14 protein-coding genes and 1 pseudogene are annotated in these 17,151 nt (G+C 41.9%); 3 read left to right on the top strand and 12 right to left on the bottom strand.

Annotation, left to right across the window (positions count from 1 at the left end; all coding sequences use genetic code 11):
- Nucleotides 1-134 precede the first annotated feature (134 nt).
- The 4 genes and pseudogenes from AC0VYC_RS17730 to AC0VYC_RS17745 all read right to left on the bottom strand — a co-directional run bounded on the left by AC0VYC_RS17730 (nt 135) and on the right by AC0VYC_RS17745 (nt 4,418).
- Nucleotides 135-1,592, bottom strand: a complete 1,458-nt coding sequence (locus tag AC0VYC_RS17730; RefSeq protein ID WP_475390080.1) for a sucrose-6-phosphate hydrolase — start codon at nt 1,590-1,592, stop codon at nt 135-137.
- A gap of 19 nt (nt 1,593-1,611) precedes the next feature.
- A pseudogene (locus AC0VYC_RS17735) lies at nt 1,612-2,999 on the bottom strand (sucrose-specific PTS transporter subunit IIBC).
- A gap of 255 nt (nt 3,000-3,254) precedes the next feature.
- On the bottom strand, nt 3,255-4,088 hold the full coding sequence (locus tag AC0VYC_RS17740; RefSeq protein WP_026050173.1) for a PRD domain-containing protein: 834 nt from the start codon (nt 4,086-4,088) through the stop codon (nt 3,255-3,257).
- Between the two features lie 51 nt (nt 4,089-4,139).
- Complete coding sequence (locus AC0VYC_RS17745) at nt 4,140-4,418, bottom strand: hypothetical protein (RefSeq protein WP_331832154.1); 279 nt, start codon at nt 4,416-4,418, stop codon at nt 4,140-4,142.
- A 501-nt stretch (nt 4,419-4,919) separates the two neighbouring features.
- On the opposite strand from AC0VYC_RS17745, the gene AC0VYC_RS17750 reads away from it, so the two are divergent.
- Nucleotides 4,920-7,343 carry a S8 family serine peptidase gene (locus AC0VYC_RS17750; protein WP_475388947.1) on the top strand — a complete coding sequence of 808 codons (2,424 nt, stop codon included), beginning with the start codon at nt 4,920-4,922 and terminating at the stop codon, nt 7,341-7,343.
- 81 nt (nt 7,344-7,424) lie between these two features.
- Complete coding sequence (locus AC0VYC_RS17755; protein ID WP_217967720.1) at nt 7,425-7,652, top strand: hypothetical protein; 228 nt, start codon at nt 7,425-7,427, stop codon at nt 7,650-7,652.
- An 11-nt stretch (nt 7,653-7,663) separates the two neighbouring features.
- Here the strand turns inward: AC0VYC_RS17755 and AC0VYC_RS17760 are convergent, their stop codons facing one another.
- From AC0VYC_RS17760 to AC0VYC_RS17770, 3 genes are all read right to left on the bottom strand, one after another.
- On the bottom strand, nt 7,664-8,668 hold the full coding sequence (locus AC0VYC_RS17760) for an LLM class flavin-dependent oxidoreductase (RefSeq protein WP_342495503.1): 1,005 nt from the start codon (nt 8,666-8,668) through the stop codon (nt 7,664-7,666).
- Between the two features lie 54 nt (nt 8,669-8,722).
- Complete coding sequence (gene nfsA / locus AC0VYC_RS17765; protein WP_047945824.1) at nt 8,723-9,472, bottom strand: oxygen-insensitive NADPH nitroreductase; 750 nt, start codon at nt 9,470-9,472, stop codon at nt 8,723-8,725.
- Nucleotides 9,473-9,582: 110 nt separating this feature from the next.
- Nucleotides 9,583-10,794 (bottom strand): FtsW/RodA/SpoVE family cell cycle protein, encoded by a 1,212-nt coding sequence (locus AC0VYC_RS17770; protein ID WP_008345489.1) that lies wholly within the window; start codon nt 10,792-10,794, stop codon nt 9,583-9,585.
- A gap of 475 nt (nt 10,795-11,269) precedes the next feature.
- Between AC0VYC_RS17770 and AC0VYC_RS17775 the strand changes: the two genes are divergently transcribed.
- Complete coding sequence (locus tag AC0VYC_RS17775) at nt 11,270-11,533, top strand: spore morphogenesis/germination protein YwcE (protein WP_008345491.1); 264 nt, start codon at nt 11,270-11,272, stop codon at nt 11,531-11,533.
- A gap of 77 nt (nt 11,534-11,610) precedes the next feature.
- Here AC0VYC_RS17775 and qoxD read toward each other — a convergent pair whose 3' ends face one another.
- The 5 genes from qoxD to AC0VYC_RS17800 all read right to left on the bottom strand — a co-directional run bounded on the left by qoxD (nt 11,611) and on the right by AC0VYC_RS17800 (nt 17,148).
- The gene (gene qoxD, locus AC0VYC_RS17780; RefSeq protein WP_007497818.1) at nt 11,611-11,991 is read right to left on the bottom strand and encodes a cytochrome aa3 quinol oxidase subunit IV; all 381 of its coding nucleotides are present in this window, start codon (nt 11,989-11,991) and stop codon (nt 11,611-11,613) included.
- Nucleotide 11,992: 1 nt separating this feature from the next.
- Nucleotides 11,993-12,610, bottom strand: coding sequence for a cytochrome aa3 quinol oxidase subunit III (qoxC, locus tag AC0VYC_RS17785; protein ID WP_007497820.1), 618 nt, complete (start codon nt 12,608-12,610; stop codon nt 11,993-11,995).
- Nucleotides 12,610-14,568, bottom strand: a complete 1,959-nt coding sequence (gene qoxB / locus AC0VYC_RS17790) for a cytochrome aa3 quinol oxidase subunit I (RefSeq protein ID WP_024423835.1) — start codon at nt 14,566-14,568, stop codon at nt 12,610-12,612. The genes qoxC and qoxB overlap by 1 nt, the downstream gene beginning before the upstream one ends.
- A 27-nt stretch (nt 14,569-14,595) precedes the next feature.
- Nucleotides 14,596-15,552, bottom strand: coding sequence for a cytochrome aa3 quinol oxidase subunit II (gene qoxA / locus AC0VYC_RS17795; RefSeq protein ID WP_089374137.1), 957 nt, complete (start codon nt 15,550-15,552; stop codon nt 14,596-14,598).
- 513 nt (nt 15,553-16,065) lie between these two features.
- Nucleotides 16,066-17,148: a M24 family metallopeptidase gene (locus tag AC0VYC_RS17800; protein ID WP_475388951.1), complete on the bottom strand. Its 1,083-nt coding sequence runs from the start codon at nt 17,146-17,148 to the stop codon at nt 16,066-16,068.
- Nucleotides 17,149-17,151: the final 3 nt, after the last annotated feature.

Below are 17,151 nucleotides of genomic sequence, written 5' to 3' on the forward strand. Positions count from 1 at the left end.
TATATATTTTAAAATGATACCATAATCGAACCTGTTATCATATATGTAAAACGTCATCAAACCGCTTCAGGCCAACCTTGTATATACATGATATAGGCTTTAAGATACAGGCTGATCTCACTAGAAAAAGCAGATCAATGATCTGCTTCTTTTTGCAAATGCCACGTCTTCAATTTAAGCTTCGTTTCATTTCTACCACTAATGGAGATTGATTTATTTCCCGGGGAAGGAAAATAACGTGCAGTAAATACTTCCCGGCCTCCATTGACAAAAATCTCAATCGATGATGCATCAATAAAGATATGCAATTCCTGTAATTCATCAATTTCTACTTCACGAACTTCCTTTGTTCGATCTTCAAATCGATCTCGCTCTAACGTTAGTTTGCCTTCATCTTTATCATAAATGATACGAGCAGCAGCACGGATACAGCATTCAAATCCTTTTTGTGTTTCAATTTGATCAATGAATACCTCTGCGCTCGTCAAATCTTCAACAGGAATCGAATGAACAGATCGTTTAACGTGAAAAACATGCTCCTGCTCATTTGTCCGCATAGATCGAAGTTCACTTACCGGCTGTTGAATAAGACGTCCTTCATCATCTAAACGAAGCTCTCTCGGAATCGTCAAACAATGGATCCATTGATAAGAGATGGTTGGATGATGCTCTTCCCCTTGATCTGGTACACCCATCCATCCCATTAAAATGCGTCTGCCCGATTCATCTTGGAAAGTCTGCTGTGCATAAAAGTCAAAGCCACGATCCAGCTCCTCAAACGCTCCATGCGTATATTGGTAGGTACGATCATCCAATGTACCAACAAAATAACCAGATTGATGTGTATTGTTGTATTTGAATCCATCAGGCTTCAGCCCCTGTGGTGACACGATCAATACATCCTGACCGTCTAATTCAAATAGATCTGGACATTCCCACATGTATCCGAAATGATCTAATCCATTCTTTCCACTGCCTGCAATAATGCCTTGAAACATCCAATTGTCTAATGTATCAGATGTAAATAAGACAAGATGTCCTTTGAGATCTTCACTTTGTGCTCCAAGGACCATGTACCACTTTCCATTCCGCTTCCACACCTTCGGGTCACGAAAATGTGCAGTGAATCCCGCTGGCAAAGTCGCCACGACACCTTTTTTCTCAAAATGAACCCCATCCTCTGACACAGCTAAACATTGATATGTCTCACGATTCCCTTGCTCGTCACGGACATTTCCGGTATACATCACGTACATACGACCATCATCAATGACTGCACTGCCAGAATAACAGCCATTTTGATCAAACCAATCACTTGGCGTGAGGGCAGCCTCTTCATGCTGCCAATTCACTAGATCGGTTGATGTGTAGTGACCCCAGAATTTTGCCCCATGTCCTGTTTTAAATGGCTGCCATTGATAAAACACATGGTAGACTCCCTTCCACTGAATCAATCCATTCGGGTCATTTAAAAGACCGACTGGCGGCATTAAATGGAAGTTCTGACGGTACACATCTTTTTTCACCAAATGCTCATAGTTTCGAATACGATCTGTTACCTTTTGACGAAGTGCTGCGTCCGTTGTTGTCATCACTGTGACCACTCCTTGATTATTTTTCGACTTCTTTGACTTTAAAGATGATGGTAAGAATAAATGAAACAGCAACAGCTATAAACATACCAATAACATAATTTACCACATTTTGTAAACCAAATGGGGCTGCAATTGCAATCATCGGAATCCCTGTTAAACCATAAGCGTTGGCGGCTACCTTCGTGAAGACGACAAACGCCCCGCCTAATGCACCTCCGATCATTGCAGCAATAAATGGCTTACGATAACGAAGATTCACACCGAATATGACCGGCTCAGTAATACCTAAGAAAGCAGAAAATGCTGCTGGTAATGCAATTTCTTTCGTTTTTGCACGCTTTGCTAAGAAAAAGACCGCTAGCCCTGCTCCGCCTTGAGCGACGTTAGACATGGCCCAATCGGCAGCAAATAATTCCGTCCAATATCATTTAGAAGTCCTGCCTCAATCGCATGGAAGCTGTGATGAACACCTGTCAGTACAATTAAAGAATAAGCGCCTCCAAAAATAAGTCCAGCTAAGAATCCTGCATGATCATAAACATAAGTGAGTGCATTTGAGATTCCTGTACCGAGCATTCTCCCTAGCGGTCCTACAGCAATAAACGTCACAAATCCAGTCACAATCACCGTCACAAACGGCGTCACAAGTAAATCAATACTGTTCGGCACAACTTTTCTTAAATTCTTTTCAATCACGCACATGATATACACAGTTAATAACACGGGAATGACCGTTCCTTGGTAACCAAGAAGCGCAATATCAAAGTTGAATAGATGCATATATTCTGGTTTTGCGTCTGTCAGTCCCCATGGATTCAGCAAGCTCGGGTGAATCATAATGCCCCCAATGACAGCTCCTAAATATGGATTTCCACCAAACTCTTTGGCTGCACTAACCCCAATTAAAATCGGTAAAATGATAAAGGCAGCACTTGAGAACATATCTAGCATTTGGAAGATGGCAGAGCTTGGATCAGCCCATTTGAAGGCTTTCATCATACCTAATAGGCCCATTAATAAACCGCTTGCTACAATCGCTGGAATGATTGGTACAAAAATATTCGATAGCGTCTTGGCAAAACGTGCAAGTGGATTCATTTTTTGCTTCACGGCTTCATCATGGCTGGCAGGTTTTTGATTCTCGTCGTCTGCCTCAAGACCTGTCTCACGAGCAAAAGGCTCATATACTTTGTTGACAGAACCTGTTCCAAATATGATCTGGAATTGACCCGAGCTTGAGAAGGCACCCTTCACACCCTCAAGTTCTTCAATGGCATCTTTGTCAATCAACGCCTCATCTTTCATCACCAATCGGAGTCGTGTGGCACAATGTGTTGCGCTAATGACATTTTCTTTGCCGCCTAATAATGTTGTTAATTCTTTGGCTGTTTTTTGATAATCCATGTTGTCTCCCCCTTTTTTTAAAACAAAAAAGACCTAAAATTCACTAACGATCAAAGGACATACACGTCCCCTCGTTACGCAAATTTTAGGTCTTGCCTGCCTGACAGTCACAATCCCACGATATTGGTTTTTGATTACGCTTTCATCATAGTATAAGAGCGTGACCTGCGTCAACCTATTTTTTCGAATCAAATGACCCATATACACTAATTAGAGTAGTGTGCATAAAAAAAAGCCTGCGGACAGGCACAACCTTTACACCAATTCGGCATCCTGCAGACGCTGGACATGCAGCGTGATGTAGCCGATCTCCGATTCAGGGAGATGAAGTCCATATTCTTTTTTCAGCAAATCAGCCAGTCCAAGTGCACACCGGTAAGCCGAATCATACTTTGTTTGGATAAAAGTCAGCATGTCATCGTCCATGATTTGAAATGCTTCATTCGATTCCAACCTGCCCAATGCATACCTCAAATGTGTCACAAGCCGCTGATACGAAATACTATCCTCATCAATCGAGCGCTCAAAAACGCTTTCGATATGCTCGATCATTTCTTTGATCATCGTTGTGTATTTGACCGTCTTCTTCATGGACTCCGTATTCATTTTGGCCGTATGAATATGAAGTGCCACATACCCTGCCTCATCGTCCGGCAGGTCAACCCCAAGCCGCTCCTTTACATAACGAATGGCATACTTTCCAATATCATATTCCTGCTTATATAAGACTTTGATCTCACCAAGCAATTTATTATATAGCACAATGCCTTTTTGAACGCGTTCAATGGCAAAGGATAAATGATCTGTCAGTGAAATGTGGATATGATCACTGAGCGGCATCATGAGTTCACCCTCTGCATAACTAATAATATGCTCTGCCACCTCAATATGCGCTTCTGGCAATGTCGCAAGAATTTGTTTAAACTTCTCATTTTCTTCACGCACAACAAAAATTTTCTCTATTTTTTGAACGGGAACGACGTCATTTTTCCCCTTCTGAAAAGCAATTCCGGGCCCCATCACAATTTTCTCCTGATCACCCTCCTTTACAACCACTGCATTGTTATTCAATATTTTATATATCTTCAAGAGGCATCCTCTCCCACAGATAACGTGTCTTATGTGGGATTTTACCCTGTTTCAACTTTTCTGTAAAGATAAGAACGGACCGGCACGCGCCTCTCTCGTTGTCTTTTCATAAAGCATCATCAGACTTTCTTGAAACAGCTTTTCTGTCCTGCGCTTCTTCTTCTTTTCATCTGCCAGTTTTTCTAGCTTTCTCTCATTCACCGCAAGAAAGAATCCTCCATCCACTGCTGCCACTTTCACCCCTTGCTTCTTCAGCAGCTCACCAGGATTCACAAGCACATTCATCACAAAACCAAACCATACACTCAACCAGTTCTTCCATTTCTTCACTGAACATCCCTCCGCTTTCCTTAGAATCTAGCAGTTCTAGCAAATTAACTGTTCCTATCATATCCCGAGAAAAAAGAGAGGTTTGTCACAATCTGGGTGAAAAAACGAACTAGTTTTCAGAAGTTTTGTTGAAAAGTGCAGAAGATGATCATGTTCCACAATGTTTCTATGAAAATTTTATACACACAATATCCCAAAGATAAGCACATCTTATCAACAGGGTTTATCCACATATCAACACCCTCTTACTAGATTTTGTGTATGAGATTTTTTTATTTTCCATATATATATCTGAATAATTGAGTTATCAACAGATCATTGTGCATAAGTGTGACTTTATAAACAAAATAGTTCTTTGTGACTATGTAAAATAAGACCATTTCAGTAAAGGAATTGGTTTCATCGTATGGAATACTTAATAACGGGCAGTGAATCTTTCCTATTTATCCACAAAAAGAAAGGCTATCTCCCTAAATACACAGCTAGAAAGGGGAAAATTAATTGAAAAAAGTAATCTCTCGTTCTTCTGTTCTATTGTTCTCCACTATTTTTACCTTATCCACATTCTTTTCAGGTCAGGCTGCAGCCGCTCCATCGAACAAACAGGTGGAACTGGAAAAAGCAGAAATCTTCGGCAAAATCAATGTTAAGTCTAGAAAACACACCACTGTCATTGTTGAATTAAAGGAAAAATCCTTAGTTGAAGCCAAGCAAGAAGGCGAAGCACAAACAAAAGCCTCCCTCAAAAAATCTCGAACTAAAGTAAAGAATGCAGCACTCAAAAAGTTAGATAAAGCGAGTGTTCGTCAAGAATATGAAAAAGTCTTCTCTGGTTTCTCTATGAAACTTCCTGCAAACGAAATCCCGAAACTGCTCGCAGTTGACGGAGTAAAAGCCGTTTATCCGGATGTTACATATCAAACAGATGAAGTGAAAAAGAAAAGCGTCCAGCTTCCTCATGAGGATGTCTCTCCACTCATGGATAAAAGTGCTCCATTTATCGGTGCCCCAAAAGCTTGGGATGCCGGCTACTCTGGAAAAGGAGTAAAAGTCGCTGTCATTGATACTGGAGTAGATTATACCCACCCTGATTTAAAAGGAAACTTCGGATTATACAAAGGCTATGACTTTGTTGATAATGACTATTCTCCACAAGAAACACCAAAAGGAGATCCTAGAGGCGAATCGACAGATCATGGTACACACGTCGCAGGAACAATTGCGGCAAATGGACAAATTAAAGGTGTCGCAAAAGATGCTACCCTTCTCGCCTACCGTGTCCTTGGACCAGGCGGATCAGGAACAACTGAAAATGTCCTTGCAGGCATCGACCGGGCTGTCACTGACGGAGCCGATGTCATGAACCTTTCTCTTGGAAACAGTGTGAATAACCCTGATTATGCAACAAGCATCGCACTGGATTGGGCCATGTCTGAAGGGGTTGTCGCTGTGACATCAAATGGAAACAGTGGGCCAAACAGCTGGACCGTTGGATCTCCTGGGACATCAAGAGATGCTATTTCTGTCGGAGCCACTCAGCTTCCGTACAGTCTATACAACGTGAAATTCCCGAACTATTCAACAGCAAAAGTGATGGGCTACTATCAAGAAAATGATTTAAAAGCACTTGACCAAAAACAAGTCACACTCGTCCAAGCAGGCATCGGTGACGAAAAAGCTTTTGAAAACATCGATGTCAAAGGAAAGGTGGCAGTGATTGAACGTGGAGCCATTGCCTTTGTTGATAAAGTGGACAATGCGAAGGCTGCTGGTGCGATCGGCGTTGTCATGTACAACAATACCGATGGAGAAATCCCTGTGGATGTACCAGGTCTAGCCCTTCCGACGATTAAGCTGTCAAAAGCGGAAGGAACAGCGCTTGTTAAAGCCATTGAGGCTGGTAACAATACAACGACTTTCTCGATTCAATTTGTGAAAGAGTTAAGTGAACAAGTCGCTGACTTCTCATCTCGTGGACCTGTTGTCGATACGTGGATGATCAAACCAGATCTTTCAGCACCTGGCGTGAGTATTGTCAGCACCATTCCGACACACGATCCTTCTCAGCCATACGGCTATGGATCGAAGCAAGGAACAAGCATGGCATCTCCTCATGTAGCCGGAGTAGCAGCGATTATTAAACAAGCAAAACCATCCTATTCTACAGAACAAATTAAAGCGTTAATGATGAATACAGCAGAAACGTTGTATGACCCAAATGGTAACCCGTTCCCTCACAATACGCAGGGCACAGGCAGCGTTCGAATCATCGAATCACTTCAAGCGTCTTCTATTGTGTCTGATGCAAGCTATTCGTACGGCACTTTCTTAAAAGAAAAGGGCGTTCAAATCAAAACGAAGAAGTTCAAGGTAGAAAACCTGTCAAAAGCACCGAAAACCTATACCATTGATTACAAGTTCGATGGCAACGGCATTAGCACAAACGGCACGAAAAAAATCACAGTAAAAGGGAATTCCACAGGGTCCTTTACTTCCGCAGTACAAGTGAATTATGGAAAAACGAAAAAAGGAACGTACCAAGGCAGTATCACCATTCGCGAAAATGGCAGAAAGGTCACTGAAATCCCTACTTTATTGATTGTAAAAGAGCCTGATTACCCGCGCGTCACTTCGGTTTCTGTAGAGCCGGATAACCGTGCTGGAAGCTATGTTATTAGCAGCTATCTCCCAGGCGGTGCTGAGAACCTTGCATTCCTCGTCTACTCGACAGATGGAGAGTATTTAGGTGAAGCAGGAGTTTATCAACATGTTGATAAAGGAGAGCATCGTGTGAAATGGAATGGCACGATCAATAAAGGACAGAAGTTAGAAGCAGGTGAGTATACAATGCTTGCGTATGCGAGCCTGAAAGGTAAATCAGATACGGTTCAAACGAAAGAACCATTCGATATTTATCCTGAATAAACAAGAATCACATAAAAAGCCTTGTATGAGCCCATCAGCTCAACAAGGCTTTTCTATCATGTATGGAGGAAAGAGAAATTCATGTTGATATGGCTATGGATCGTTTCTTTTATGACGGCTTTTTTTCTCACGATCACCTTGGTTTATTTTTTTACCTTTTTACATGCAAAACACCCTCGTCCTTTTCATCAAGCATGTGAACTGACTGTCTATACCACCTGCATTTATCCTCTTAGCTTGGCGGTGACAGCTGCCTTTATTCTCACCATGATGCTCCTCTATCCCTTTTATTGGCTGCGCAAATGGTAAAATGACATACGTTATGCATCAAAAGCTTCTTTTAATAAACGATACGATGTGAGACGGTCTTGTATGTGATGTGTGATGGTCACAGCGATCACTTCATCTGTACGATACGCCTTTGCGAGTGCTGTCAGCTGTTGCTTCACAGAGGACGGCGTGCCAACAACCATCCTCTGCCGATTGGCTGCTACTCGTTTTTGTTCATATGGACTGTAGGAATAGGCCTTTGCCTGTTCAAATGAAGGAAAGCCGCCAAGGTTCTGTCCTTGTTCGCTAGCTAATAATGATAAATCTAAGCTAACAGCCAATTTTTCTGCCTGTTCCTCTGTTTCTGCACATAAAACGAAGACCGCAAGACTGACACGCGGCTCATCACCAAATTCCGAAGGTTCAAATCGGCTGATATACTGCGACACAGAGTCTTCTCCGCCTTCTCCATTAATGAAAAGAGCAAACGTATAGCCTGCACCAGCTTTTGCGGCAAGCCGTGCACTTCCTCCAGAAGAACCTAACATCCATACCTCTGGGGCAGTTTCTACCTTCGGAGAAGCAGTCAGGTGAGGCAGCGGATAAAATTCATCGGCTAAATCATGTAAATACACCCTTAATTCTTCTACCTGCTCAGGGTATTGATCACCAAGTCGCTTCCGTTCTCCATGATGAAGGGCAATGGAGGAGATCGGCATACCTCCAGGAGCACGTCCAATGCCAAGATCAATTCTGCCCGGAGCCAAGGCTTCGAGCACTCTGAAGTTCTCCGCTACTTTATAGGCACTGTAGTGGGGCAGCATGACGCCGCCTGAACCAATACGGATATGTGACGTCACAGCTGATAAATGACCGAGAAGCACCTCTGGACTCGATCCTGCGAGCCGGTTTGAAAAGTGATGCTCTGACACCCAAAAACGATGATAGCCCCATTTCTCTGCCTGCTTCGCCAGCTCGACTGTTTGCTTCAGTGCCTCAGCAGGCGTCGCATCTCCAATCAAAGGAGATTGATCCAGTATACTTAATTTCATGATGTCGCACCTCTTACACAAATCCCCCTCTCTCACTCGAAAGGGGGATTTCCTGATTTATTTTCGATTAAAGCCCTTCTCTTTCACAAAATCTCCGAGGAAAGCACGTTTTGGCTGACTAAAGCCTCGAAGCATTTGCTCAGACCATGTATCTTTTCTCTCACCGTTTGTTCGTTCTTCATAATATGATGAAATACGATCATCGTATTCTTTTAAATAACGATCCACATGAGCTTCGTCTTGCTGATATGTGTTTTCATGATAGATCAGCTCAACGGGCAGCCGTTCCTTTTGAGATGATGGATTGGCAGGATGTCCTACAGCCAATCCGAATAGCGGCAGCACATAGGAAGGCGTTTCAAGTAACTCGGATACTTCCTTCAGCTGATTACGCAGTCCGCCGATATAGCAGATGCCAAGTCCCATAGATTCTGCGGCGACACTGACATTTTGCGCAGCGAGCGCCGCATCAATCACACTAATAAGAAAGGCTTCAGTATTCTCAAGCGCTTCTTGATGGTTCTTTCCTGCTTTTTTTGCGATATAGTCGTGGCGTTTCAAGTCTGCACAGAAAACAAAAAAATGCCCATTCTTCTCAACGTATGGCTGATTTCCAGCCAGTTCAGCAAGCTTCGCCTTCTTCTCCTGATCTGTTACACCAATGATACTATACGCCTGTACATAGCTTGATGTCGAAGCAGCCTGTGCACTTTTGATAAGTGTCAGCACTTCTTCCTCTGTCAGACGCTCATCTGTAAACGAACGGATGGACCGATGATTTAAAATGGTTTCTATCGTTTTATTCAATTCGAAGACCTCCTTCACTCCTACTATCATAAGTCAATTGAATATTACTTTTCAAAAGTTAGAACTCAAGCCAAAAAAGCAGCCTACGCTTAGACTGCCCTTTACCCGTTTTATTTAAATAAATAACTTTGATATTTCGTTAATTGAACACTTGCATTATAGGCGATACCAAATCCAATAAGAACAGATAAAACAGAGCTTCCCCCGAAGCTGATGAATAAGAGCGGTATCCCCGTTACAGGCATGACGCCTATGTTCATACCAATGTTCTGGAATGTATGGATAACAATCAATGCTGTATATCCTACACAGAAAAATGACGCAAACCGGCTATAAGGGTGGATACGGTCAATCAGCACAACAAGCCGATAAATCAGGAAGAAGAACATGATGACCACAAATGCGCAGCCGACAAAACCAAAGGCTTCCCCTATGATAGAGAAAATCATATCTGTCTGAGCTTCTGGAACATATACTTTTAAGTTCTTAACACCGTTCCCGAAAATTTGTCCTGCCCCAATTGCCATAATGGCTTGCTCGACTTGATATTTATCCGATCCAGATGCATCCTGTGTCTGGGCTTGGTTAGCTGTCGAAGAACTATCAGGCAGCCAAGCGGTAATCCGGTTGATTTGATACTGCTGAATCCCGATCTTTTGTGCGAAATCAGGGAATAGAATAATCACGGCTAACACAGCGGCAACTAAAAGCACAACCACTGAACCGATGAGAGAGATCAATTTCCAGTTGACCCCTGATAAAAAGACCATGACAACGACAATAAACATACATACCGCAGCCGTACCTGCATCTTGCAAAAAGATGAGTCCGACTGGTACAGCAGCCACGCCGGCAATTTTTAATAGTAGGAAAATATCATCTTCTAATGTTCGTTTTCCTCTTGGGGTTGCCTTCCCAATGACAGAGGCGAGCATCATAATCAAACCAATTTTCATGAACTCTGAAGGCTGAAATGTTCCAATTCCCGGTAACACGAACCAACTTTTTGCACCATTTTTAATTGGAGCAAAATCATGACCTGCAATTTGTGCAGGGGCAATTTTCAAAAGAATTAAGAGCATAATGCCGCCTATAAAAATATATAGACTTAACTTTTCTAATTGTTCCAGATCGAAGTAATTAATAGCCACAATACAGATGACCCCGACCATGTAGTAAATGATCTGTCTGGTCCATGCATTAGATCCATATTGCCCAAACTGTCCCGCAGCATAAATAGCGATGACACTGATGGCAAAGAAGGCTAAAAATATAAAAATCAAATCTCCTTGATAGTAAGGAGATGTATTCTGCTTGTTCATGAACTAACCACCCTTATTACAAAACATAAAAGCCCTTATTTATATTAGATTGAAATTTTCACAAAAGCAACTCACCTTAAATATGACGGAAGTGACACCTGAAAGGTTCCATTCTAATTTCAAAAAATGAAAAACTTTTCATCCTAATAATAGGAAAAAATCCCTTTCTACTCTATCATGACAACCGATCATAAGTCCTTTAAAAAGATTATTTTACAGATTTTAAGGGGAAAATTCAATGACTTATGTGGCGATATGAAAGGTTAACATCTTGCCAGCATAAGCTTAACTGAGGTATAAGAAAAAAACAATTTCTGCGGAATAAGGCCCATTTTCCAATTATTGAGTTTACTTCAAAGTCAATTGTGGTATAATATTTGTAACAAAATGTTCACAATATCTCCTAAAAACAGACACAATTGCATCCTGACCTCTCATTTGAATTGAACATCAACTTACAAAGGAGTTGGATACGATGGATATGTTCTTTGCGTACCTATGTATTGCAACAGCTACACCCCTGTTTTTATGGTTGGAAAACAGAAAGATTGCATTAGCATCTATTCCACCCATCATGATTATGTGGATTTTCTTCGGTCTTTACATGACAAGCAGTTTATCTCCAGCAGGACATACCTTCATGATCGCATTCTTTGCCATTAACGTGATTCTGGCTCACATTGCAGCATTCCTCATCTATGGACTTCCATTCATTCGCAAAAGATTCAGCAGCAGATAGATATTGCATCATCAATTGGAAGCGTTATCACAATCAGCATAAAAACCACTCACCTATGAAAGATGAGTGGTTTTTTATTATTTCTCTGAATGCTCAGACTGCTTTGGCGCAGATGGTGAATAACCGTCTTTGCTGTTCTCTCCGTGGCTGTAGTGAGCCGCGAAGATCCATACAGACCCGATGACGAAAATGATCGCACAGAACAGACCAAATAAAGTATTTCCGACTTGAACAGTTCCATTCTCGCTCTCTGTCATATGCATGAACATGAACAGCTGCAAGAATGCTTGAATGAAGGCAAAACCAAAGATAATCCATAGTTTTGCGGAACTGCCAATTTCAGCTCCGATGGCAATCCAGAATGCTAAGATGGTTAGCACAATGGAGAGAATGAAGCCGACTACGTGTTTCCAAGGGAAGTGTTCGTGCTCTGCTGAGGAATGTGTTTTTCCAGCCATATCACAAAAGCCCCCCTAATCCGATCAAGTACACAGCTGTGAAGATGAAAATCCATACAACATCAAGGAAATGCCAGTATAGACTTGAGATAAAGATCTTCGCTGCTGTTTGTGGTGTTAATCCACGTTTTTTAATTTGGAACAAGACACCTGTAATCCAGAAGATACCGATGGATACGTGTAATCCGTGAGTTCCTAAAAGAACAAAGAATGCAGACCAGTATGCACTTGTATGGATGCTCGCACCCTCATGTACATAATGGAAGAATTCGAAAATCTCAAAACCAACGAAACCTGCACCTAGAAGCAGTGTCAGAATCGTCCAAATGACAACCCCTTTTGTACTTCCACGGCGCATTTCATGAACGGCAATCCCACATGTAAATGAACTCACCAATAGCAGGAATGTCATGATCAATACAAGCTTCATATCAAATAGCTCAGCTGGCAAAACGCCGCCAGCTGTTCTGCCATGAAGAACAAAGTAGGTCGCAAAAAGTGTTGAGAATAACACGATTTCCGCGCCAAGGAATATCCAGAAACCAAGGATGTTTAAACGTCCTGTTTCAGACTGATATTCAAGCGGTGCATTTGCATAGCTGCTATCATTATGTCCCATTACTTCTGCGCCTCCTTATTCTTTTTCTCTGTTTCAATCACTTCTTCAACAGGAATATAGTAGCCATCGTCATATTCAAATGAACGTAAAATCATTGTTGCGAATACTCCGATTAAGCCGATAACGCCAATCCAGTACCATTCAAATACAAGACCGAATGCACCAAGTCCGAAGAATGCAGACATGATCAGCGGTCTGCCTGAATTGTGCGGCATGTGAATTTTCTTGAATTCTTTTTCAGGATGAACGTCTACATTGTTTTGCTTCCAATGATGGAATGCATCTGGTGTCGTCACTTCTGGAAGTGCTGCAAAGTTATAATGCGGCGGAATTGCAGAAGATGTCGCCCAGTCAAGTGTACGTCCTTCTCCCCAGCTGTCTCCAGACACTTCACGTTTTGAGTGTCTCCAGCTGTAGTAAATGTTATAGCAAAGGATGATGAATCCGATACCCATCATGAATGCACCAATTGTTGAAATAAAGTTTAGTGCAGTCCAGCCATCTTCTGGTCCATACGTATAAATACGTCTTGGCATTCCTTGCAGTCCTAAGAAGTACTGCGGGAAGAAACAGATGTTAAATCCGATCATGAATACCCAGAAGAACCATTTGCCGATTCGCTCGTTTAACTTGTAACCAAACATTTTTGGATACCAGAAAACAAGACCAGCAAAACATGCAAAGACAGTACCTGCGATTAATACATAGTGGAAGTGGGATACAAGGAAGTACGTATTATGGTACTGGTAATCCGCAGCTGCCATCGCAAGCATAACCCCAGTCACACCACCGATTACGAAGTTCGGGATGAAACCAAGTGCCCAAAGCATTGGTGAAGTAAAACTGATACGGCCTCGATACATTGTAAAGAGCCAGTTAAAGATTTTCACACCTGTTGGTACAGAAATCGCCATTGTTGTGATCGAGAAGAATGAGTTAACCGCTGCACTGTTCCCCATTGTAAAGAAGTGGTGAACCCACACAAGGAAACTAAGAACAGAGATTGCCACAATCGATACAACCATCGCTTTGTAACCAAACAACTGCTTTCTTGAGAACGTCGCAAAGATTTCTGAGAAAATACCGAAAGCCGGCAGGATAACGATATATACCTCAGGATGTCCCCAAATCCAGAAAAGGTTCGCCCAAAGCATTGGCATACCGCCTGCCTCAAGTGTAAAGAATGCTGAACCGAATAAACGATCGAATGTCATAAGTGCTAAAGCAACTGTTAAAACAGGGAATGCGAAAACGATAATGACAGACGTGATCAATGTTGTCCATGTAAACATCGGCATACGCATAAGCGTCATACCTTTTGTACGCATTTTTAAGATGGTCACCATGAAGTTAATACCTGTCATTAGTGTACCAATACCTGCAATTTGGAGCCCGAGCAAGTAGTAGTTCTGTCCAGGTCCTGGTGAGAAATCATTTCCGGCGAGCGGCATGTAACTCGTCCAGCCTGCACTTGGTGATCCTCCAATAACGAAGGAAATGTTGAACAGCATTGCTCCGACCATAAATGTCCAGAAGCTCAGGTTGTTCAAATACGGGAATGCAACGTCACGTGCACCAATTTGAAGAGGAACCACGACGTTGATTAAACCAATTAAGAATGGCATCGCCATGAATAAAATCATGATCGTACCATGCGTTGTGAAAATTTCATTATAGTGGTTTGAATCTAAAAACGTATTATTAGGAAGCGCCAGCTGCGCGCGCATCATCAGTCCGTCTACCCCACCGCGGAAGAACATAATCACAGCAGCAAGGATATACATGATTCCAAGCTTTTTATGATCAACTGATGTCAGCCATTCTTTCCAGAGCCATTTCCACTTTTTGAAGTAGGTTAAAACAAACACAATAGCAATGGAAGTAAGAGCGATAGAAATTTGCGCACCAAGAATTAATGGGTCTCCAGTTACAAAAAACTCATCCCATTTTAAATGCATAACGGCCTCCTCCTTTCCTTAGTCAGTTTATTCGTTTTCTAGTTTTCTTTTATAGTTCTTCACATTCTCGAAAGGATCTGTCTTGGAATGCGGAGAAACTGATTGGTAACCTAAACGTTTGCGTGCTTGGAGTGCATATTCAGAATCCTCTCCGTGCTTCGCAAAAGATAAATGTGTTGATGAGAATGTCTGCACATCTGCAGCATCAGGAAGCATCAAGTAGTCATACGTTTTCTTCGTTAACTTCGGTGCTTCTTTTTTCGTTTTATTTACCCATTTATCATAGTCAGACTGCGTCATCGCATTGACTTTGAATTTTTGCTGAGCAAAGCCTTCGCCTGTGAAGTTGGCGTTTCTTCCTTCATATGTGCCTACTTCATCAGCTTGAAGATATTGTTCCATTTCCATTCCAGCCATCGCATACTTCTCCCCGCCTAGCTGAGGAATCCATAGTGATGCCATTGTATCAGCGGAAGTGATTTTGAATAAAACCGGCTGATCTTTTGGAATGTTTAAGTAGTTCACTGTTTCAATATTTTCCTCTGGATAGCTGAAGATCCATTTCCAATCAACTGCTGTAGCATAAACGACAAGTGGATCTTTATGACTTGTTGCTTGAGGCGCCTCTTCCAAAGAGTAAATGGTTTTTACAGTTGGAACTGAAAGGGCAGCAACGATTAATATTGGGATCACTGTCCAGACAACTTCTAGAAGCGTATTCCCGTGTAGTTCTGGGTTATAAGAGGCGTTTCCAACGTCCTTACGCTCACGGTATTTAACCAAAATGATGGTAAACAGTACAAATACCGCACCAACGATAAAGAGCATGAATCCAATAGATAATAGGATTAAGTCTTTTTGTTGTGCTGCGACTGGTCCTTTAGGATCTAAAACAGCGATATTGCTGCAACCTCCTAATACAAAAACACTCACGAGCATCGCTAATAAAAGCATAGGTTTAATGGCTCTGAACAAGAAGATCACCATCCTTCCTTAAATAATGTATAAATTGCTGAATAATTGTGAAAAGCCATCTGCCTTCGAAAACTTTTCTTCCCTTTGTAATGCTATCAAAATCTGTTGGAGTTAGCTCCCCTTTTTTCAAAAGTTCATTTATTTTTCAACAGATTTCTATTGAAATGTCATAAATTCGCCATAAATTTATATTATTGCACACACAATAAATTTCTAGGATTTTGAAAAGTTGAGAGTTGAAGGCAAAGGACATACAATCAAGAACTTTGTCAAATTTAGGTTTACCACAATAAAAAAGTTTGGTCAAATTTCAATTTAACTTTATGAAATTTTATCTAGGTAAACAATTCTGAAATAGGTATCCCCATATTTAACAAAAACCTTACTCATTTTAACGCAAGTCGACAAGAAAAGAAAGTATCGATCCTCCACCTATGCGCTGTAATGATTGGTAATGGTGATAAATGAGTGGAAACTCACTAAAGACTTCCAGCAAAAAACCGGCTCATCGCCGGCTTCTCATTATTCGTCTCTCACCAAAATGTCTGGTCGTCTATAGATGCTTCCTTCATGTTCTATGTCTATATACGTCCACTTGCCTGTATAGGTTAAAAAGCGATTCCCCTCTTTCTCGACGACCATCGTATCTTCTGATTTCAATCCTGGTAAGGAAGGATTCCAAGTGAATACTTGATGAAGCTGGATCTCTTCCACCGATGTAGGAACTGCAATGATCTCTCTAGACACAAATCCAGTCTTGCCACCCTGGTGAAGCTTTTTCCAGCTATCAGGAAATCCTTCTTTTTCATATTGAGCAATGCCGGCCTTCAATACATCTCCAATGGTGTTCCCTGGACGAGTAGCCGCATTCATGACCGTGTCGATTCGCGCAAGCCTTACCTTGTTTTCTTCAAGCTCCTTTGGTAGCTGTCCAAAGTAAACGGATCTTGTGACATTTGCCACGAGTCCATGCCGTTCAGCACAAAGGACAACCAGTGCATGCTTTTGAAGTGCTTTTTCTGTTGGGATCGGGTGGCGATATTGATGAATCCGGTCATCTGTTGCCACAAGCAGCACTTCTATCGTCATTCCCTGCCCGATCGCTCTTTGAGCAACAAGCGAAGCAATTTCATGCTCCGTCTGTCCTGGAACGATTTCTTGACAGACACTTTCTACAATAACCGCAGTGTCATGACAAAGGGTTTCGTATTGGCTGAGCTGTGGCGCTGAAAGGATCGATCGAACACGAGACAAATCGGGTTCGATCCATTCCACTCCTTCCATTTGAATGTCCGCACCAATTCGTTTGTCTTTTATGAGTGTTTGAATGTAAGGAGTCTCATCCTCAAACCAATCCATTGTGACGACTTGAAAGGGATGGTCAAAATACGCCATTTCTTCTTCAATGATTCGTTTTTCTTCCATTTGATTCACAACTAGGACAATATCGTCTTTCAACACAAGTAGCTGACAAACGCCCTCTGGCGTGTTTAACACAATGTGGTTTCTTCTTCCTCCTGTAAGCCAAGAAAAGTTATTACGCTTTTGAATCAGAACACCATCGAGTTGCTTTTCTTCCATTAAAGTTCTTACCTGTTCAATCATCAA

The sequence above is a fragment of the Bacillus sp. iso_77 genome, assembly GCF_056173625.1.